Genomic DNA, 19,197 nt, shown 5'->3' on the forward strand with positions numbered 1-19,197 from the left:
TGGCAATTCCAAACCCCTGTCACGCGCGAAACTGTGAACGGGTTGATCACGTTTCGTTATGGTCGCGGCAAATCGAACCGTAGAAGGTGCACCGCAAGACGCACGGTGCCACCTGCAAAGTCGCCACCATTGGCCGTTAGTTTCAACTGGGTATTGCCGTAATAAGCCTGCGGCTGTCCTGTCAGCCCACGCACCCATGATCCCGCACCAATCCCCAGACCCGATCCATACCGGGCGTCAGAAGTATCAACTCCCAAAGACCAATCGCTTAATGTGCCGGTGATGGCCGTCACAACAAGCCCGGTTACCGCCAGCACTACGCTACCCTGCGGGATCACAAAGCCTGTAAGCGCGCTGGCACCAGTGCCAACATCAAAGTCAAACTCCACCGTCTCCGCCCGCATACTTGCCCCGAATGGCGAGGACGACAGCGGGTTATCCTGCCATTCCACCCCGTCAAAGCGCACATCCACGGCCTCATCCCCGACAAACAGCTTCCATCCCGCCAAAGGCGACAAAAACTCCCAACCGCCGTTCAAGTAGAACGCCAGTTTGCCGTCTTCATTGTCCCACGCATTCACACCGCCAAGGGGCACAAGGTAACACTCGCCCTCCTCAGCCAGCACAGGTGGCGTGACCAAGGACCGGCTCACCACACTCAACTGCAATGCCGCGTCAATCCGCGCCAAGGCTTCATTCATTGTAACGTGTTTTTGCGCTTGCGAGGCCGCAAGCAGCGGAAGTTTCAGAGTTGCTGTATCAGCCATTAATTTCAATCCTTGAGAAAAGTCCCGGTCCAAAGCGCAAGGACACCTGCGCCACTTCGAGTGTGTAAGGCCCCGTCAGCCCGTCCGCCGTTTGGTCCGCACCTGAATACGTCCATGCCGCCGCGCCAACTTCGGCTTCCCGTACAACGCTGCCCGCTTGGATCACCCGCACCAGATACCGCTCGACGTCCTCGCCCAACGGCACGTCGACCGCCGCCCAGCTGTCACCATCAACCCTTGTGCGACGCGTCCAGCTGACCTGTATATCTGGTCCCGAGTTGCGCACCTTAAGATGCGCGGGAGCGTAAGGCCGCAAGCCAATCCCTTGGAATGCCTCGATATAGTAACGGAACGAGGGATCATCATAAGGCCGCAACGACGGACCAATCCGGTAATGCCGCGCCAATCCGCGCGCTGATGCCTGCATCTCGATCTGTGTCGGGCCACCGTCGAGCATCACAAAGCGGCTGCCCGCAGGCCAGATATCAGGGATCAACCCGTCGCTGCCCGCTTGGCCCCGCAGCAGATCAGACAGCTCGTAAGTATCCGGCCCCACAAGTTCCGCGCGCGCAAACTGGATGATCTCCCACACATCAGACGAGCCATCTCCGATCGCGGCCACATTGGCCCCGTTCAGCACCGCATCGCGCGAGACCGAGCTCAGAGGCGCGCCCGAAACCTTAACCCGCATCGGCGCGCCCCGTTGCCAAAGCCCCGCTTCCGCCGATCCAAGTGACGACGCCAGTACACCCATCCTTGCAGGTGTCTCAATTACCGAGTTCAGCGCATAATCGCTATCCTCAGACGCGCTGTACACCGCCACGCCCCCCGGCCAAGGTCGCGCCGTCGCGGCAATATACGGCGCATGCGCCACCTCATCGCCTTTCAACAAGGGCAGGTCCATAAATTGGGCCGACACAGGCACCGGAACCGCGAAGGGCCGCACCTCTCCAACACTCTCCACCGCCTCGCTCGGCGTGTAGATTTGACGCTCGACCCGCACCGCCTCAATACGGCGCGCACCGCGATCCTCAACACGATCAACGCGGTACAAGGTTGTGTCGCCACGGGCATCGGCAAGCTCTGCCAAATCCCCAGCGCGCAAATCGCTGCGTGAAGGTGGCACCGCAAAGCTCACGGCATCCCGCGCCACCCGCGCCTCTGACAGCCAGCGCTCCGCAATTGTTGTGGCCTCGGCATCGGTCAGCGCAAGCGGCAACTCGTTTTGGGTGACGTCCGCGGCCCCGTCATGCGGGAACCGCGCACCCGCCACACGTGCGACGAACTCGCCCTCGGCCTCGACATAGCCGAGGCGTACCTCACCGACGACCTCAGCCTCCGGCGTGCGCATCTGTTCTAGCGCAGCCTCGCCACCATCAACGACCAATTCCGCGTCGCTGATTGCCACATCACGGGCAGCTTGGCGCGCTTGGAACACGACCTTGCCGCCACGCTCTATGGCATCAAACCCCAGCGCGATCATCAAGGGCTGCAACGCCGAACGCGGTGTGTCGAACTCAGCCACACTGAACCCGCGCACGATCCCATGCAGACCATCCACGTCATACGCCAACAGCCCTACGCTTTCGCATATCTCACCAACCACATGCGCCAGCGGCATCACCGAGGTCCGTCCCGTCAGCCAGTGCCCCGTCACGTGATTCTGCCCGTCGCTCCAAACCGACAGGTTGCTCGGAAAGTCCGGCCAGGGCCTTGCATCCCACGCCCAGACAAACGCCCGCGACATATCCACCATGGGGCCGCCGTAGACTGCGCTTTCGGGGTTGTTTTCGACAGCCCCGAAGAACCCGTAGTAGGCGCGCAGATATTGCATCTGCACATAGTCATCCCGCTTGCCATTGGAGAAATGCGGGATCGCACTCTCGCTCGATTTCGGGTCAAGAAACTTGTTCGGCTCGTTCGGCCCCTTATCAATCGCAGCGCACCCCATCTCGGTGAACCAGATCGGCTTCGATTGTGGCTCCCATGCACTCGACTCAGTGGACCGCACGCCGCCAACACGCTCATGATGTGCCTCGCCCCACCAGCTCCATAAATCTTTGTAGCGATAGACCCACGGCTCCCCATGCGCCCCGTCCTCAATCGGAGTACGGATCTGCAACGCCCGCTCCTCACTGTCGCGGTAGTACCAGTCGTAGCCTTCACCGCCGCGAATATTGCCGCGCAGGTAGTCCAGATCGTAGATTGAGCCAGAATCCGCATCCAAATGCGTCTCCCCATCGCGCCAATCAGAAATCGGCATGTAGTTGTCGATCCCAACAAAATCGATCGCGTCGTCCGCCCAAAGAGGGTCCAAATGGTACAGCAAATCGCCTGAGCCATCTTGCGGCTGATACCCAGAATATTCCGACCAATCGGCAGCATAGCCAATCTTGACCTCTGCACCCAAGATCCCACGCACCTCTGCGGCCAGTACCCGAAGCACCTCCACCGCAGGAAAGCCCCCGCTGGCGTCCCGGATTTGCGTCAGACCTCGCATCTCCGAGCCGATGCAGAACGCTTCAACCCCTCCGGCAGCAGCACATAAATGCGCGTAGTGCAGAATAAACCGACGGTAAGTGTATTCGGCCGGGCCAGTATAGCTCACCGCACCACCGCTTACCGCGAAGTCGGAAACCTGCGCGGCCCCCGTGAACGCCGCAATCTCAGCAGTGGCAGCCGCCGTCCCATCGGTAGAGCCCGCAACCCCGAGCGCCCGTTCAGACGTGATCCGCCCACGCCACGGCAACGCAGGCTGTCCAGCATTGCCGCTATACGGGTCAGGCAGAGTATTCCCCTCCAGTTGCTCCATCAAAATAAACGGGTAGAACATGACGCCTTGACCGGCATCTTTCAGCGCGGCAATGGCCTCCAAGACCGAAGCATCAGACGGCGTTCCCCCATAGACAGGCACACCATCTTTTCGGGCAACCATCTGAGCCTGCTCGCGCGCAACCCCGGACACCGACCACACCGACGGATCAGCGCCTGCTATCGGTGAACTCCCAATGGCAAAAGCAGTGCTCGCGTGATCCTCCACCTTCGGGGCAACGCGACAATGCCCAGCGCGTAGGTCATCTCCAAACCAACTCACCACAAGCGAGGTGGATCGGCACTTTGGCAATTCCTCCGTCAATGCATCCAATGAAGACACTAAGTCCGGCACCCCCTCAGCGCTGTTCACATTCGCCGCAACCTCTTCGCCGAACTCTCCTGTGCGATATACAGGCGTCGTCGCCAAAGCGAACTCTCCTGAACCCGGCATCAAAGCAACAGCTTTCACTAGGTCCGACACCAACGGCTCTGTGATGCCCTCCGCCCGCGATGGCCTGATCACCTCAAACGTCAGTTGTGGCACGCGGTTGCCGTATTCGCTGAGGTCCATGTCCTCAATAACGACATAGGCCAGCCCTCGATAGGCAGGAACGCTTCCGTCTCCCTCAATGGCGCTCATCACAGGATCAGGCTGCTGGTCCTTGGTGCCGCGATACACCCGCAAGCTCAGATCCGACTTGCGGATGATCGTACCATCCGCCCAGATCCGGCCAACGCGGGCGATCTCACCCTCGCACAACGCAACCGCTATCGAGATGCAATAGCTGTATTGACGCGTGGTCTCCTTGGGGCCGCCCCCTTTGCCTCCCCGCTGCTGGGTAACCGTCACCTTTTCCTTGAATCGCGAGGTCCAGATCACGTTCCCGGGCACTCTCATACGCCCAAACACACGCGGGATCACCCCGCCCTCATTGGCACCCATGACACGCATCCGGTCCAGACGGCCGGTCTCCACCGTCTGGGAGCCACCCCCCAGAAGTCGCTGGTCAATCGCACGGCCAATCGTCGCGCCGATGGCCCTCCCGATGACGACAGAGCTGATCCCAAACGCGCCGCTGCCCAATGCGCCGCCAACAGCGGCCCCCGCCGCAGAGAGAAGTATAGTTGCCATCAGCTACCTGCTTTCGGAAATTCAAATCGCGCGACAACGCGCCGTGCCCAAGGCTCCGAGAACGGAGACTCCACAACCCCATGCCCCGAATAGGCATGAATAAATTTCGGGGCATCGCCCAGTGTCGAGGTGATCCCCAGATGTTTGGCGACCCCCTGCTCGCGCATGCGAAACAGCACCACATCGCCCAGCGCGGCCTCATCCAGCGCCTTGGCAACCAGCCGCCGTCGTGCAGCCGCCCACAGGCGCTCCTCACCCTGCGGCTCCGACCAATCCGCCGAATACGCGGGCACCGCTTCCGGCTCCGTGCCATAAACAGCCCGCCACACCCCGCGCAAAAGGCCAAGGCAATCAGCTCCCGCCCCCTTGCAACTCGCCTGATGAAGGTAGGGCGTGCCGATCCACTCCCGAGCCTCCGCTACTATCTGTTCAGAAATGCCACTCATTTATAACGGCTCCCGCCATCATTGACGCCCGAGTCCTGCGGGTAGGTCATCAGCCAGTCCTCACCCGGAATATGCGGAAAGCCTTGAAAATTGGCAACATTCTGGAACTTCAATCGGCAGGTCTCGATCCGCTTGTTGCACCCCGCTTCCAGCAGCACCAAGTCGCCCTTCTCAACCGGCAACCGCAGCTCCTCCCAAAGCTCGATCACCCGCGCGCCTTCCACGACACGGTCATTCTTGACCATGGCAACCAAGCCTTCGGCAGCGCCCGAGCGCACCTCAAGCCGCCCCCGCTCAAACCAGCGGTCGTCAAAACCCGCCAGCGAGGCAAAGCGAAACACCCGCCCCGCCTCGACCTGCTCAACGGCCACTTCCTTGCGATACCCCGGCGCGGTCAGATCAACGCAGCAGCGCTTATCCCCAAGCACCGCCTGACAAGGTTTCTGATACACCCGCCCTACAGGCGTGTTCAGCACCTCAGACAGCCCGCGCAGCTCCGCGTGAAACGCGCCGTCCGCGCGTTTCAACTCACCAATCGAGCCCTTGAACTGTACCTCCCGCGCCTCAACGTCGCGCCAGTTCACCAGCCACGCGGTCACCTCAGCCCCATCAAAACGCCCCGCATTGATGTCGGCCTCCGTCACCGCGTCATCCGACAGCGCCCCCACGGCTTCAGTGTTATCCACCGCCAGTCCAGTGACCTGTTGCAACGCACTCGCTGTCAGCCCCGTGTCCGCTTTGAAGTCTACCCCTTCAAAAGACAGACCTTCGTCATGATCGGTAAAGCCGAACACACGCTCGTCGCGCCGCGTCACAGCCCAGCAGCGGCACACGGTGGTCAAGCCACCGGCCAAATGCTCCTGCAAGCTCATACCCTCACCTCCAAGACCGGCACGCTCGGCACGTCACCTGCCTGAAAGCTCGCTACACTGGTCTGGATCGCGTCCACCGCAAACCGAACGGGCACGTCGAACTCGTATCCGGCGGTAATCTCCACACCCGCATCCGGTGCCTCGCCAAAACTCACGACACCCGTATTCAGATCAATCTCCCAATCCACGCCTTCTTGCAGCACGATGCCGTCAAACCCGACTAACACGGTCCCCGAAACCGGCTTCTTCACAGGCCGCGCGTAGTCATACCCGCCAGACGCATATGTCTTGATCAACGGCCACTCGGTCTGCTCGCCATCCCCACGCCCGATCACCTGATCTTCAAACGTCACCTCTCCCGATGCCTTGCACGAGCGGAAGTCTGACCAGTCCTTCCAACGGAACCCGAAAAGCTGCCCCTGACGCGCCTCGAAAAACGCCACCATGGCTTCCACGTCATCCAGCGACCGCATCCCCACGCCCGCGTCATACCGCCTGCGTGAATGCGCCCAAGGCGTGTTGCGCTCCTCGAACCCGTTGGCGAGGGTCACCACCTCCGTGCGCCGCTCTGGCCCACCCAGCGAGCCAAAGGACAAAGACGCCGGAAACCGCACTTCATGAAAATTCATCTATGTGTCCTCCCCAGGATCAACGGTTACGCTGGCCACGGCTCAACGCCCGGCCCATCTGCGCTGCAATCTGGCTTTGCGAGCGTTGGAACCCCGCCACATCAGGCGTGGATATATTCATCACCACCTGCACCGGCTGACCGCCGCCACCCGCGCGCACCCCCAAGCTGCCATCCGGCCCGCGCGCCAAAGGCATAATCGCCTCGGGCCCCGCCTCGCCCATCAGCCCCATGCCACCACGCATGGCAAAATTCGTGGGCGAGCTGACGACCCCCCCCTTTGCAAACGGCATCACGCGGCCTTGGCTAAACGTGCCGCCTTTCTTGAACGGCAATATCCCCGACACCAAGCCGTTCATCCCATTGGCGATCACCTCGCCCAACCCGTTCTGGATCGGCCTCATCGCGGTGTTATAGGCGGCGTTGACCATACTCTCGGCCACGGTTTTCAGCGCATCCGACAGCTTCATGCCATCAAAGGCCAGCCCTTCGAACGCCTTGCGCAACCCACCGCCAATCGACAATGACAGCGACGCAACTTCCCGCGAGGTGTAGAGCATCGTCGAGCGCATCGCCGCCAACTCCGTCTCGAAGGTGCTCACGACCACTTCCGCGCCACCCAGCGACGTCTCTAACCCCTCGATGCGGCCTTCCAGCCCGTCTATCCCGTCCAAAACACCCATCACGGCGCTCCCTTCATGTCGCTATACATGCGCTCCAGCTCTGCCAGCCGAGCGCGGTTCAACGGCTTCTCCACCGCTTCCAGCCCCAAAACCAAAACCAGCTCCGCCGGGGTCAGCGCCCAAAACTCCGCAGGCTTTAGCCCGCCCGCCACGCCAACCCGCAGCAAGGCGGGCCAGTCAAAGCCGCTCATGACCCTTGCGTGGTAAACGCCCGCGCCAGCAGGTGTGCCGCCACCTTGGTGCATTCCAGCAAGCCGCCTTCGATCTCCGAGGACACCAGATCAGCCGCCACGCCGCGCCAGCCCCCACCGCGCAGGCCAGCCACCATCAATGCCAGCACGTCCCGCGTGGAAAACCTGCCCGCTTCGAACCGCTCGATCAGGTCCAGCACGGTCTCGCCCGCCAAATCCGTTTCCAGCTCCGCCAGCGCGCCGAGTGTCAGGCGCAACTCATGCGCCTGACCGTCCAGCACCAACCGGACCTCGCCCGCCCAGGGGTTCGCCATCACGGCCCCACCGGCGCATCAAGGATCGGGGTAAACGTCAGCGCCCCCGCCGAGGCCAGCGACATCTCATACGTCGCCTCCCCCTCCAGCGCCCCTGCGTATTCGATGGAGGTGATCTGGAACGCCCCCTCCACGATCCCGAAATCGGGGATAATCACTTGAAACTGCGGCACTTCCCCGTCAAAGAATATCTGCCGCGCCCGCTCGTCGGTGCCTTCGTCACGGAACACACCCGAGCCTGAGATCGCAGCACTCTTCACCCCCGCACCCGCCAACAGCTCGCGCCAGCCCCCTGCGCTCTCCATCGAGGTCACGTCCACCTGCTCCGCATTGAACGAAATCCGCGTGGCGCGAAGGCCCGCGATGGTCTCGAACTGCCCGTCGCCGGTCAGATCCACTTTCAACAATAAGTCCTTGCCGCGTTGCACGCCCATGGCTCATCTCCATCCATATTTCATTAAGGTTAACGCGCGCCCCGCAGAGCACCCGCCCCCATCATTGCTTCAAAAATACCTAATTCCGCCGCCCGCCAAAGCCGCAGACCTCACTCGTCATCCACCCGCGCTCGAAACGTCAGGTCGATCCGGCGGGCATTGCCGCGCTCCGCCCGCGCCGCTTTCGCCTTCAGGAACCGGCACGACACCAGCCGCCCGCGCGTCAGGGGCAAGTCCGCGTCGATCAGCACATCGCAGACCAGCACCGCCGCCTGCTTCGCCGTCGAGAACCCCGCCGCGTCCGTCACGACCGAGATCACAAACTCATGTACCGCCCCGCCACCCGACGCGTCGGACCCCGCGCGCACGCGCTCCGACCCAAGAGTCACATAAAGCTCCGGCAGGCTGCCCGCAGGCTCCGCATCGAACACGGCACCACCGACCAGCGCACTCAACTCCCCATCGCCTGCCAGTGCGCCATACACCGCCGCTTGTAAGGCGGCTGAAACTGCATAGGTCATCCCGCGACCTCCTCTGTGGCAAAGCAAGTCAGATAGCGGGCGTCGGTTTCATACTCGGCCACCCCGACAATCCGGAATACCCGCGCCCCGTCCCGAAACCGCTGCTCCGGCTTGGGCCGCGCATCCGAGCCCACAGGCGCACCGCGCACCACGATCCGGTAAGGCACGGTCGACACCGTCACCCCCGCCCCGAACCGCTCGCGGCCGGACCCCGCCTTGACCCGCGCCCACAGATCGCCCAAGGCAACCCAAGCCTCGGTGTAGCCACCTGCCCCGTCCGCCACACGGACCGCGTGTTCCAACGTCAGGCGTCTGTTCAACTCCACGCTCATGCGCGCGCACCCAGCACACGGATGTTGCGATACGGCTCCAGCAGCGACACCACGCCAAACGGCATCACACCATCCGGACCGCTCAAATCATCGCGGTGCTCGTAATAATACGCACCTAACAGCTGCACTGCCTGTTGCAGGTCGGCTGGAATGTCGTCCCAAGCAGGGCCATAGCCCGCCGTAAACGTCACAACACCTTCGCCACCTTCCGCAATCGCAGGCAGGCTGCGGCCCAAAGCGAACAAGCGCGGGCGATGCGTGTCGCGCTCCAGCCCGTACAGCTCTTCGGCTATCTCGCCCACCACGCCATCCGCACGGCGCAACGCAACGCTGGCAATCGCCGTCACCGGTGCCACCGGCAGCGGTTGATGCCCGTAGGCTGCCCATCGGGTCCGGCGCCATTGCAAGACCCGCTCGAACAAAATCTTGCCGGTGCGTGCTTCGATCGCTGCCAGCGCCGCACGGAGATACCCGTCCAGCACGTCGTCTTGCAGGCTCGCGTCAGCAAAGCCCGACCCCAGCCGTAAATGCGCCTTGAACGCGTCCAAGGGCAAAGCCTCGGTGGGGGTGGTGGTCAGATCAACCAGCTCCATCATCCATCTCCAAACGGGTCTGTTTCAAAAATCAGGGAATGGGGGTCGGGCGGGATGCTCCACGCCCGACCCGCCCGCTCAAGAGACCGCGAACTTCAGCAGCTTGATCGCAGCAAAGTCCGACACATCGCCGCCCACGCGCTTGGTCGCATAGAACAGCACATGCGGCTTGGCCGAGAACGGGTCACGCAGGATGCGCAAATCTGGGCGCTCCGCAACGGTGTAGCCCTTGGTGAAGTCACCGAACGCAATCGCCGTAGTTCCCGACGCGATATCCGGCATGTCCTCGCCGATCAGCACCGGATAGCCCATCAGTCGCGCAGGCTCGCCCGCCGCCAGACCGTCCGACCACAAGAAGCGCCCGTCCGCGTCCTTCATCTTGCGCACGGCCCCCGCTGTCTTGGAGTTCATTACAAACGCCGCATTAGCGCGATAGCGTGCACCCAGCGAATACACCAAGTCCACAATGCTCTCCGCCGGTGTGCCGGAGGCAAAATCGCCATCCACGCCGGTCGCGATGTAGCCGATATTGCCCCAGGTCCAGCCTGCATCCGGCACGGCGGTATGCGTCAGGAACCCTTTGGGCTTGTCCACGCCGTCGCCCTTGATGAACGCTTCCGCCTCAGCCGCCGCGAACTTGTCCGCGATGCGGCCCGCAAGCCAGCCTTCCACGTCAAACGCAGCGTCATCCAGCAAGCGTTGTGATGCTTTCGGCAGCGCCGACAGCTCGTGCAGCGGGATCGAGATGCGGTCGAATTGTGGCGTGTCCGTCTCGGTCGCCGCCGCCTCCGTGGCCCAGCCAAAGCCCAGCTCGGTATGGTCCACAAGCACGTCGTAGGACGTGGCCTCCACGTTCACCACATTGGCAATCGCACGCAGCGAAGCGGACGAGCGCAGCACCGTCGCCACAGTGTCCGACGTCTGCGGGTCCACCAGATAGCCACCATCAGCAGCCACGGCGGTGGTCAACCCTTTTGCCTCAACTTCGAGACCGCGCAGACCATCGTCATCGCCACTTCGTAGATAGGCCTGAAAGGCCTTCTGGTGAGGCACCTCGGCCTCGACGGCGGTGGACAGTGCGGGGCGTGCCGCGCGGGCGAAATTCTTGCGATCCAGATGGGTCATACGGTCTTCCTGTGTTTGAAGTCGGGATTTAACATCGGCCTGAAACTGGCCGAAATCATTCATAAATCCGGCCATCTCCTCGGCCAAATCAAAAGCCGGAGCGTTGCCATCGGGCATACGCCCTCCGGCCCGGGACTTTGTCTCGGGTTTGGTCATGTCATGTCCTGCATGTTGCTTCGTTAGGTGCTCAGGCGTCGCTGAGCGTGTGGCGCAAGGTGCGGAAAACGCCCGCCAAATCCTGCGCCGATGTATTCAACGCGAGGTCGTCGGCCTTCGCCCCCACCCGCGCCTTTTGAAGCATCGGGAAGGTCACCAAGGACACCTCCCACAACTCCAGCTCTGCCAAGTGCCTCCGGCCTTTGGCATCCCGTTCGGCCTTCACCGTCCGGTATCCGATGGACAGCCCGTCGATCGCGCCGGCCTCGATCAAGGCCGCAGCCTCGAACCCCTGCCGCGTCTCGGTCAGCAGCCGCCCCTTGACGTACAAGCCCCGCGCGTCCTCGCGCACTTCGTCCCAGACACCAATCGGCTGGGCGGGGTCATGCTGCCACAGCAGCTTGACCTTGGTGCCACTCGACGCCAGGTGCTCCAGCGACGCGCCGTAGGCCCCCTTGGCCACCACATCGCCGCCCTGATCCACTTCGCCAAACAGCGAGGCATAGCCCGTGATAGTGGCATCCGCGCCAAGCTCCACCTGATCTCCGATCTGGCAAAACTTGCGCTCCAGCTCCGGCCCGTAATAGTTTGACATCATAGTATTTCCCTGTTCAGTCACGGCAACAAAACACCGGTCACAGTTTCCTTTAGAACAGCCGCAGCCACCCCGAAGATCGTCAGCCAGACCCGCCTGTCCAGACGCTCCAGCCGCGTCTCGATCTGCCCCAGCCGGTAGTCCAGCGCGGTCCAGCGTTCCGCCTGCACCCGCTCCAGCGCTTCCAGCTTCAGCAACGGGGCTGCCTCGACGCCGCTTTGAAACGGCTCGTAGAGGTATCGCGATCCGCCGCCCTTATGCGGGCGGTCCTTGTCCTCCATCAGCTAGGCTCCGCAGGCAGTCCCAGCAGCACCCGCTTCTCCGCGTCGCTCAGGAAGTCCGCGTTCGCCACCCGCTTCCACTGAGCTACCCGCTCCACTCCCAAGGCGGGGATCTGGTCCAGATCAGCCGACAGCGTCACCGCCTCGCCGGACAACTCCCCCAGCCAGTGCGACACCGCCCCCAGCACCTTGCCCGCCATCGGCAACACCGTCAGGCGATAGAAGGCACGGTTCGCTTCCGCGTAGTTTGCATAGGTCGCATCGCCCGGTATCCCCAGCAGCATCGGCGGCACCCCGAAGGCCTGCGCAATCTCGCGCGCCGCGGCTTCCTTGGTCTTCTGGAACTCCATGTCCGAGGGCGAGAACCCCATCGGCTTCCAGTCCAGACCGCCTTCCAGAAGCATCGGACGCCCCGCATTCCGCGCGCCCTGATGATGCGCCTCCATCTCGACCTGCAACCGCTCGAACTGGTCGTTGGTCATCGCCTGCTGGCCGTCACCGCCCTTGTAAACTATCGCGCCCGAAGGCCGCGCCGCGTTGTCCAGCAATGCCTTGGACCAGCGCGAGGCGCTGTTATGCACGTCAATCGCCGTCGCCGCCGCCTGCAAGGGCGAGAACCCGTAATGGTCGTCTTGCGGGTGGAAACTGCGGATATGGCAAACCGGCGCCAGCTCCCCCGTCATGTCAAAGCGGTGCTTACGCCCGCCCACTGCGTATTCATACGCCGCAGGCCAGCCATCCGCGCCGGGCACCAAGCTCATCCGGTCAGAGCGCAGCACATGCAACTCCACCGGAACGCCATCCCCAAGGCCCACGGCCTCCAGATACCCGTTCCCCGACAGCAGCAGCTGGCCATACAGAGCCTCCAGCATCTCAGCCCGCCCCTGCGCCTGATTGGGCCGCGACATCAGTCCCAGAACAGGGTGCGTGTCATAGCGCTGCGCGCCGTCCTGCAACACCAGCGGCAGCGCCGCAGCCGCCTCCGCGATCATCTTGACCGACCGGAACCCCACAGGGTTCGCTGCAAAGCCGGACCGCGTCAGCGACGGCGTGTCTCGTGGGCTCCAGGCAATGCCGCGCCCGCCATAAGCCAGCACCTTGCCCGTGGCCGAGGCCTTCGCTTCCGGCACCTCCGCCCGCCCCACTTCAGTCTGGCCACGCCGCAAAAAGTCAAACACCATCATCCGGCTCCTGTTCGTCCAAAAAGAAAAGGCCCCCGTGGTGCAATCCATGGGGGCCTCGATTGTCTGTCGCATCAGGGCCAAAGCCCTCTCATCGCGTCGTTAAGGGCAATCTAACTCACTGCCCCTAACATCACATTAAACCACCGTACGGTGCTCTATAGCGTGCGTATCCGCGCCTGCGGTGCACTTGCCCCCATCAGTTCCGTCAACGCCCAGACCAACGCGTCCACGCGGTCCGGCGAGTCGGAGCCCTGAAACCCCGTCACCGTCATCTGGCACATCTGGTCTTCCAACGGCCCCAACGCGCCGAAATGCTTCACCCGCCCCTGTTCATACAATGCCGCCACAGGCTCCGCCCGCGCCGCCTTGCCCCGCGAGGCATGGACCGACCGGTACGGCACCATAGGGTCCAGCTGGTGGATCAACGTCTCCACCAGATCGCCCCCTTGGTTCACCTCCGCCACGATCCGGTCCGCACCGTGCCGCTCGTAAGCTGCCAAGGCCGCATGGGCCCAGCCTGTGGGCGACGCCCCCTCAACGGTCGCATCTTCGATCACCACAGCCTCCCAGTCCTTGCCGGACCGCACCAACCCAGCCACCACGATGCCGCAGGCGTCCGACGCCTTCTTAGACGACACAGCCGGGTCCACCGCGACCACCACCCGCTCGAACTCGGGCAACTCCGTCACCCGCAAATCCTCCAGCATTGACGCCGTCCACAAGGCCCCGTCCAGATCGTCCAGCAAAATGCCGTCCAATTCCTGACGCCCCATCCGCGTGTTGCCATAGCGGCGGCGCACTTCTTCAAGGAAGGAAGCCGCAAGGTTGTCCTTGTTGGCCTCGGTCGGCGCATGGGTCACCACCGTCGACCCCGCATCCAGTATCTGTTTCAGCACCGTCACATTGCGTGGCGTGGTCGTAATCACCTGCTGCGGGCGGTCCCCCAGACGCAGCGCGAACTGCAACTGGTCATAGGCCTCCCGCGCCTTGGTCCACTTGGCCAGCTCATCCACCCAAGCCGCGTCAAACTGCGGCCCACGCATATGCTCCGGCGAGGACGCGCTATGCGCCTCGGCAATGGCCCCATTGGGCCAAACCAGCCGCCGCCGCGTCGCCTGCCATTCAGGTCGGCGGTCAGGCGGAGAGCACGCCAGTATCCCGCTATCGCCAAAAATCATCACGTCGCGCACTTGGTCAAAGGTCTCACCCACCAGCGCCACGCGCCGCGCACGGCCCTCGTCGCCCGGCATGTCGCCCTCGACCATCATCCGGACCCACTCTGCGCCCGCGCGGGTCTTGCCCGCGCCGCGTCCGCCCATGATCACCCAGGACCGCCAATCGCCCGCAGGCGGCAATTGATGCGGATGCGCCCAGAAATCGAACAGGAACGGCAGCGCCGAGGCCTCCTCGTCGCTCAGCCCCTCAAGAAACGCCTCGCGGATCTCGTCCGTCGCGGATGCGATCAAGGCGGCGCCTGATCTCAAGCCGGGCCGCTCCAAGATCAACGGCGTATTCTGCGGCGCGCCCGGCACGCTTTCTGCGGTATTCATCAAGTTTTCCTTCCGCGTCTCTGCTTGTGTTCAACAGGTGCTGTAGATCGCTCTTCAGCTTCGTCTTGAAGTCCGGCGCGACCGACTGGTCTGCGATAACGCGCCGCCATTCCCGTCTGACCTGTGCCGTCAGTTCTCGGGCCATCACCGTCAGGTCTTCCAAAACCTCGTCTACGGATTGGGTCACCAATTGGTCCGGCAAGCCGGTTGGTTCAGGTGTCTCGTTCATGTGGGCCTCCTACGTCCCTCGCCAGCGGCGGGGAGGCTCTATCTAGGGTCGGAAAACAAAAAAGCGGCCAAGGGTCATGGTGACCCGAGCCGCTTTCTCACTTGTTCCGTCTTGAGAGGTCTTTTCGCCTAACGCAGGCCAAAAGTCAAGAAAATGCGCAATCCGAAAACCTGCGAACGCTGTTCGTTAACAAAGGGTTAGCGCCCTAATTGTTGGCGTTTCGCTCCGCTTCGATCTTACGCCATTTGGCAACGTTTTCGTTGTGGTCTTGAATGGTCACAGCGAACGCATGTCCGCCCGTGCCATCCGCCACAAAGAAGATATACGGCGTGTCGTCAGGGTTCAGCGCAGCCTCGATCGCCAGACGCCCCGGGTTCGCAATCGGCGTCGGGGTCAGGCCCGGAATGGCATAGGTGTTATACGGCGTCTCGCGGTCCAGCTCGGACCGCTTCAACCCGCGCCCCAGCACGCCCTCGCCACGGGTGATCCCATAGATCACCGCAGGGTCGGTTTGCAGCTTCATGCCTTTACGCAAACGGTTGGTGAACACGCTCGCCACCTGACGCCGCTCTTCGGCAACGCCAGTCTCTTTCTCGATGATTGAGGCCAAGATCAACGCCTCCTCCGGCGTCTCCAGCGGCACCGTCGGATCGCGCGCTTCCCATGCCTCGGCCAGAATTTTCTCCTGCGCCGCCTGCATCTTCGCAATCAACTCGGCACGATCCGCGCCGGGTTTGATCTCGTAGCTGTCCGGCGCAAGGCTGCCCTCAGCGGGCGTTGCCTCGATCTCGCCTTCCATCACATCCAGCGCGCGCAGGCTATCGACCACCTGCCAGCTGGTGACCCCTTCGGCCACCGCCACGCGGTAGCGCACGTCACGGTCGTCACGTGCCTCCACATAGACCTGAGGGACCTCATCCACGCCGGGCGTAAACTTCGCCGTCTCGATATATTCGTTCGTCGCAGGGTCCAGCTCCCGCACCACAGCGCTGCGCGAGGTCACGCCAACGCGGTACACCACTTCCGTCCCACAGGTGTTCTGCCCGCCGCGGGTGACAGCATCCACGATCTGCTCCATCGACGCGCCCGCAGGCACTAGAAAGCTGCCCGCCTTCAGCTGTTGCGACTTGTCCGCATAGTCCGCGCCAATGCGGAAGATGCGCCCGTTCGACACGGCCCCTTTGGCTTCAAGGTCGCGCGAGACCAAGGCCATCGAGCCGCCCAAAGGCACACGCACACAAATCGCGTCCTCCAGCGGTCCGGCTTTGGTATATTGTGACTGCCCCCAGCCCACCAAGGCGCCAGCGGCGACCAGCAGCAGGATGAACAGCGTCAGAAAATTCGAGGCGATGGATTTCCACATGAGCGGATTACACTTTCCCCATAATCAGGCAGGCATTGGTCCCGCCAAAGCCGAAGCTGTTGGACAACACCACATTAACGTCGCGCTTTACTGCCTTGTTTGCACACAGGTCTATGTCGGTATCCACGGCAGGATTATCAAGGTTGATCGTCGGTGGGCAAACATTGTCGCGCATCGCCAGAATGCAGAAGATCGCTTCAATCGCACCAGCGGCCCCCAGCAGGTGACCCGTCATCGACTTGGTCGACGACATGGTGGCCCCTTTGCAGGCATCCCCCAGCAGCCGCTCAACAGCGCCCAGCTCAATGGTGTCCGCCATGGTCGAGGTGCCATGCGCATTGATATAGTCAATCTGCGACGGCTCGATGCCAGCCCGTTTCACCGCAGCCCGCATCGCGCGTTCGGCACCTTCATGGTCCGGCGGCGGTGCGGTGATGTGGTGGGCGTCACCAGACAGCCCATATCCCAGCACTTCGCCGTAAATCTTCGCGCCGCGCGCTTTGGCGTGCTCGTATTCTTCCAGCACAACAACGCCAGCGCCCTCGCCCATGACAAACCCGTCACGGTCCGCATCCCAAGGCCGGGAGGCCTTGGTCGGGTCGTCAGCCCCAGAAGTCGACAGCGCCTTGCACGCATTAAAGCCGGCAATCCCGATCTCGCAAATCGGGCTTTCCGCCCCGCCCGCAATCATCACATCCGCGTCGTCCAGCGCGATCAGCCGCGCCGCGTCGCCGATGGCATGCGCACCAGTGGAGCACGCCGTCACAACCGCATGGTTCGGCCCTTTGAAGCCGTAGCGAATGGACACCTGACCGGAGACCAAGTTCACCAATGCGCCCGGAATAAAGAACGGCGATACCCGACGGGGGCCGCGCTCCTTGATTAGCACAGCCGTATCCGCAATCGACGACAAGCCGCCAATGCCCGACCCGATCATAACACCCGTGCGCTCCAGCTCGTGGGTGTCATCCGGCGTCCAGCCCGCGTCTTCCACAGCTTGCTGCGCCGCCGCCATGCCGTACAGGATGAAGTCATCCACCTTACGTTGCTCTTTGGGCTCCATATAGGCGTCAGCGTTAAATTCGCCCTCACCCTCGCCCCGCGGCACTTCGCAGGCGTAGCCGGTTCCCAAGTGGGAGGCGTCAAATTTCTGAATCGTCCCCGCGCCGGATTTGCCCGCCAGCGCATTCTTCCACGTGGTCTCCACGCCGTCGCCCAAAGGCGTCACCATTCCAAGCCCGGTAATCACAACTCGACGCATACCCCACCCCTTTATTTTGTAGCACAAGGTTTATCCCTCGCGTCTTACACGCCCACGACCCATAGGGGCAAGACATCTGCGCGGGAATTCACAACTGCGTACATGATGTATTGGCAACTTCACGCCTGCAAGGGGGAAGGCTACACTCGCCCCCATGTATGAAATCTATTCCGTCGATCATTCGCTCTACTGCGCGAAACTGCGTCTCACCCTGCGCACCAAGGGGCTGGAGTGGCGAGATCTGGCCCCGCCCGCCGACTACCTGTCGCTGGTCCCCACGGGGAACCTGCCCGCGCTTGTGGACGGCGACCTCACCCTCACCGACAGCGAGGCGATCGCCGAATATCTAGAGGAAAAGCACCCCGCCCCCGCCATGCTGCCCACAGGCCTCATCCCGCGCGCCAAGTGCCGCGAGCTGTCCCGCTTCCACGACACAAGGCTGGAGCCGGCCCTGCGCCTGCTGTTCGCCAACGTCAGTCCGGCAACGCGCGTTGCGTCAGAGGTGCAGGCAGCGCACGCAGAAATCACCAAACGCCTCAGCGCGCTCAGCACGCTGCTGGACCAAAGCCCGCTCCCCCGCGACCGCCTCTGGCTCTGTGATTGCGGCCTGATCGTCACGTTGGAATGGCTGGCGCTGATGGAGACCCACACCGTCCTCCCCCCGTTGCACTGGTCAGACACCGTCCGCACCTACTGCGCGCAGATGGAGACCCTGCCCCAAGTCGCGCAAGAGCTGGAGTTCTATCGGCCGCATATGCGGGAATGGATGGAGGGGAAGTTGGGGTGAGTTAACCGACACCGCCATAATTGGTGAATGTCCGGTCTGAGCCCATTCTGTAAATCCGATTTTTTCGCCGCGCGCGCTCGCGACATCAAAAATACGCTAGGTGCACTATTTTTGATGCTGCGTTGCAGCGCAAAAACCGGACATTCATGCAAGACGCAGCAAAACCAATCCGGTGAACTCAAAGATTATGGGACAAAGTACAAATCCCCAACGACCGCTTCAGAGCATGCCAAAGCGGTCGTTGGGGCACTGACGTCAGATGTTTTTAGATAGGCAACAAGAAGAAAACTAACCTCAGTATCATGCGAGCAAGAGCTCGCAGCGCTGATCCGTCTGCCAAACGCAGTGCTTTGGCATCTTATCCAACTATTAAGGAAAAGCCATCAACATATCGGGCGGGCTCTGAAATGGATTTCATGGACATGTTGGCTCTGATGCTCCGGATTGGCGTTGGCAAGTTTTCACCCCAAAGGTCCTGCCCTGTCCAGCGTCGTAAATCTGTCTGCGCCCATGATCTGGAGTCATGGAATTGGAGCGACGGCAGCTGTTATGATAATTTCAACCTTCAGGACATCTCTGGCGAGCTTTGCTTCACCACAAGCTCGCGTGGGGGCGTACCCCAATGGAACCCAAGCGTCCCAAACCTCATTCATCTCATTGAAGTCAGCCATATCTGACAACCAAACAATTGCCTGCAGGATGTGTTCACGATCTGACCCAGCTTCCTTGAGCAAAGTATCGACGCGCGAAAGGCAATCGCGTGTTTGTTCTGCGACGGTGTCGCCAGCCCCAACCTGACCACAAAGATACACTGTACCATTATGCTTCACGATCTTGCTCATGCGCGTACCAGTTTGAAGACGTTCAATCATATAGGTTTTCCAATCAGTCTAAATCGAGCCAAAACAACACAGTATCAGTTTTTCTGGCGTGGGTTTT

Annotated in this window: 22 protein-coding genes; 1 reads left to right on the top strand and 21 read right to left on the bottom strand. The window is 62.1% G+C overall.

Annotation, left to right across the window (positions count from 1 at the left end; all coding sequences use genetic code 11):
• Positions 1-56: 56 nt before the first annotated feature.
• The 20 genes from BCF46_RS00990 to fabF all read right to left on the bottom strand — a co-directional run bounded on the left by BCF46_RS00990 (position 57) and on the right by fabF (position 17,471).
• Positions 57-767 (bottom strand): DUF2793 domain-containing protein, encoded by a 711-nt coding sequence (locus tag BCF46_RS00990; RefSeq protein WP_121020850.1) that lies wholly within the window; start codon positions 765-767, stop codon positions 57-59.
• Positions 760-4,713, bottom strand: a complete 3,954-nt coding sequence (locus BCF46_RS00995; RefSeq protein ID WP_121020852.1) for a baseplate multidomain protein megatron — start codon at positions 4,711-4,713, stop codon at positions 760-762. The genes BCF46_RS00990 and BCF46_RS00995 overlap by 8 nt, the downstream gene beginning before the upstream one ends.
• Entirely contained in the window at positions 4,713-5,159 is a 447-nt protein-coding gene (locus BCF46_RS01000) for an NlpC/P60 family protein (RefSeq protein ID WP_121020854.1), read from the bottom strand. Before BCF46_RS01000 ends, BCF46_RS00995 begins: the two co-directional genes overlap by 1 nt.
• Positions 5,156-6,031, bottom strand: coding sequence for a DUF2163 domain-containing protein (locus BCF46_RS01005; protein WP_121020856.1), 876 nt, complete (start codon positions 6,029-6,031; stop codon positions 5,156-5,158). The genes BCF46_RS01000 and BCF46_RS01005 overlap by 4 nt, the downstream gene beginning before the upstream one ends.
• Entirely contained in the window at positions 6,028-6,660 is a 633-nt protein-coding gene (locus tag BCF46_RS01010; protein WP_121020858.1) for a DUF2460 domain-containing protein, read from the bottom strand. Before BCF46_RS01010 ends, BCF46_RS01005 begins: the two co-directional genes overlap by 4 nt.
• Positions 6,661-6,679: 19 nt before the next feature.
• Entirely contained in the window at positions 6,680-7,342 is a 663-nt protein-coding gene (locus BCF46_RS01015) for a phage tail tape measure protein (protein WP_121020860.1), read from the bottom strand.
• Positions 7,342-7,533, bottom strand: a complete 192-nt coding sequence (locus BCF46_RS01020; protein WP_121020862.1) for a phage tail assembly chaperone — start codon at positions 7,531-7,533, stop codon at positions 7,342-7,344. The genes BCF46_RS01015 and BCF46_RS01020 overlap by 1 nt, the downstream gene beginning before the upstream one ends.
• On the bottom strand, positions 7,530-7,847 hold the full coding sequence (locus BCF46_RS01025; protein ID WP_121020864.1) for a gene transfer agent family protein: 318 nt from the start codon (positions 7,845-7,847) through the stop codon (positions 7,530-7,532). The genes BCF46_RS01020 and BCF46_RS01025 overlap by 4 nt, the downstream gene beginning before the upstream one ends.
• Positions 7,847-8,281, bottom strand: a complete 435-nt coding sequence (locus BCF46_RS01030) for a phage major tail protein, TP901-1 family (RefSeq protein ID WP_121020866.1) — start codon at positions 8,279-8,281, stop codon at positions 7,847-7,849. Before BCF46_RS01030 ends, BCF46_RS01025 begins: the two co-directional genes overlap by 1 nt.
• A gap of 110 nt (positions 8,282-8,391) precedes the next feature.
• On the bottom strand, positions 8,392-8,802 hold the full coding sequence (locus tag BCF46_RS01035) for a DUF3168 domain-containing protein (RefSeq protein WP_121020868.1): 411 nt from the start codon (positions 8,800-8,802) through the stop codon (positions 8,392-8,394).
• Positions 8,799-9,134 (bottom strand): phage head closure protein, encoded by a 336-nt coding sequence (locus BCF46_RS01040; protein WP_121020870.1) that lies wholly within the window; start codon positions 9,132-9,134, stop codon positions 8,799-8,801. The genes BCF46_RS01035 and BCF46_RS01040 overlap by 4 nt, the downstream gene beginning before the upstream one ends.
• Positions 9,131-9,727: a head-tail connector protein gene (locus tag BCF46_RS01045; RefSeq protein WP_121020872.1), complete on the bottom strand. Its 597-nt coding sequence runs from the start codon at positions 9,725-9,727 to the stop codon at positions 9,131-9,133. The genes BCF46_RS01040 and BCF46_RS01045 overlap by 4 nt, the downstream gene beginning before the upstream one ends.
• A 78-nt stretch (positions 9,728-9,805) precedes the next feature.
• On the bottom strand, positions 9,806-11,008 hold the full coding sequence (locus BCF46_RS01050) for a phage major capsid protein (protein WP_121020874.1): 1,203 nt from the start codon (positions 11,006-11,008) through the stop codon (positions 9,806-9,808).
• A gap of 31 nt (positions 11,009-11,039) precedes the next feature.
• Positions 11,040-11,603 carry an HK97 family phage prohead protease gene (locus BCF46_RS01055; RefSeq protein WP_121022213.1) on the bottom strand — a complete coding sequence of 188 codons (564 nt, stop codon included), beginning with the start codon at positions 11,601-11,603 and terminating at the stop codon, positions 11,040-11,042.
• 20 nt (positions 11,604-11,623) lie between these two features.
• Positions 11,624-11,884 carry a GTA head formation protein, RCAP_rcc01685 family gene (locus BCF46_RS01060; protein WP_121020876.1) on the bottom strand — a complete coding sequence of 87 codons (261 nt, stop codon included), beginning with the start codon at positions 11,882-11,884 and terminating at the stop codon, positions 11,624-11,626.
• Positions 11,884-13,065, bottom strand: coding sequence for a phage portal protein (locus BCF46_RS01065; RefSeq protein WP_121020878.1), 1,182 nt, complete (start codon positions 13,063-13,065; stop codon positions 11,884-11,886). Before BCF46_RS01065 ends, BCF46_RS01060 begins: the two co-directional genes overlap by 1 nt.
• A 158-nt stretch (positions 13,066-13,223) precedes the next feature.
• Entirely contained in the window at positions 13,224-14,552 is a 1,329-nt protein-coding gene (locus BCF46_RS01070; protein ID WP_121022215.1) for a DNA-packaging protein, read from the bottom strand.
• The gene (locus BCF46_RS19890; protein ID WP_147435912.1) at positions 14,491-14,847 is read right to left on the bottom strand and encodes a hypothetical protein; all 357 of its coding nucleotides are present in this window, start codon (positions 14,845-14,847) and stop codon (positions 14,491-14,493) included. Before BCF46_RS19890 ends, BCF46_RS01070 begins: the two co-directional genes overlap by 62 nt.
• 205 nt (positions 14,848-15,052) lie before the next feature.
• On the bottom strand, positions 15,053-16,210 hold the full coding sequence (gene mltG, locus BCF46_RS01075; RefSeq protein ID WP_121020880.1) for an endolytic transglycosylase MltG: 1,158 nt from the start codon (positions 16,208-16,210) through the stop codon (positions 15,053-15,055).
• 7 nt (positions 16,211-16,217) lie between these two features.
• Positions 16,218-17,471, bottom strand: coding sequence for a beta-ketoacyl-ACP synthase II (gene fabF / locus BCF46_RS01080; protein WP_121020882.1), 1,254 nt, complete (start codon positions 17,469-17,471; stop codon positions 16,218-16,220).
• 154 nt (positions 17,472-17,625) lie between these two features.
• Between fabF and BCF46_RS01085 the strand changes: the two genes are divergently transcribed.
• Positions 17,626-18,258, top strand: coding sequence for a glutathione S-transferase family protein (locus BCF46_RS01085; protein ID WP_121020884.1), 633 nt, complete (start codon positions 17,626-17,628; stop codon positions 18,256-18,258).
• A gap of 521 nt (positions 18,259-18,779) precedes the next feature.
• On the opposite strand, the gene BCF46_RS01095 is transcribed toward BCF46_RS01085, so the two are convergent.
• Positions 18,780-19,130 carry a RidA family protein gene (locus BCF46_RS01095; RefSeq protein WP_121020888.1) on the bottom strand — a complete coding sequence of 117 codons (351 nt, stop codon included), beginning with the start codon at positions 19,128-19,130 and terminating at the stop codon, positions 18,780-18,782.
• Positions 19,131-19,197: the final 67 nt, after the last annotated feature.

It is taken from the genome of Litoreibacter meonggei (assembly GCF_003663885.1).
Lineage (GTDB): Bacteria > Pseudomonadota > Alphaproteobacteria > Rhodobacterales > Rhodobacteraceae > Litoreibacter > Litoreibacter meonggei.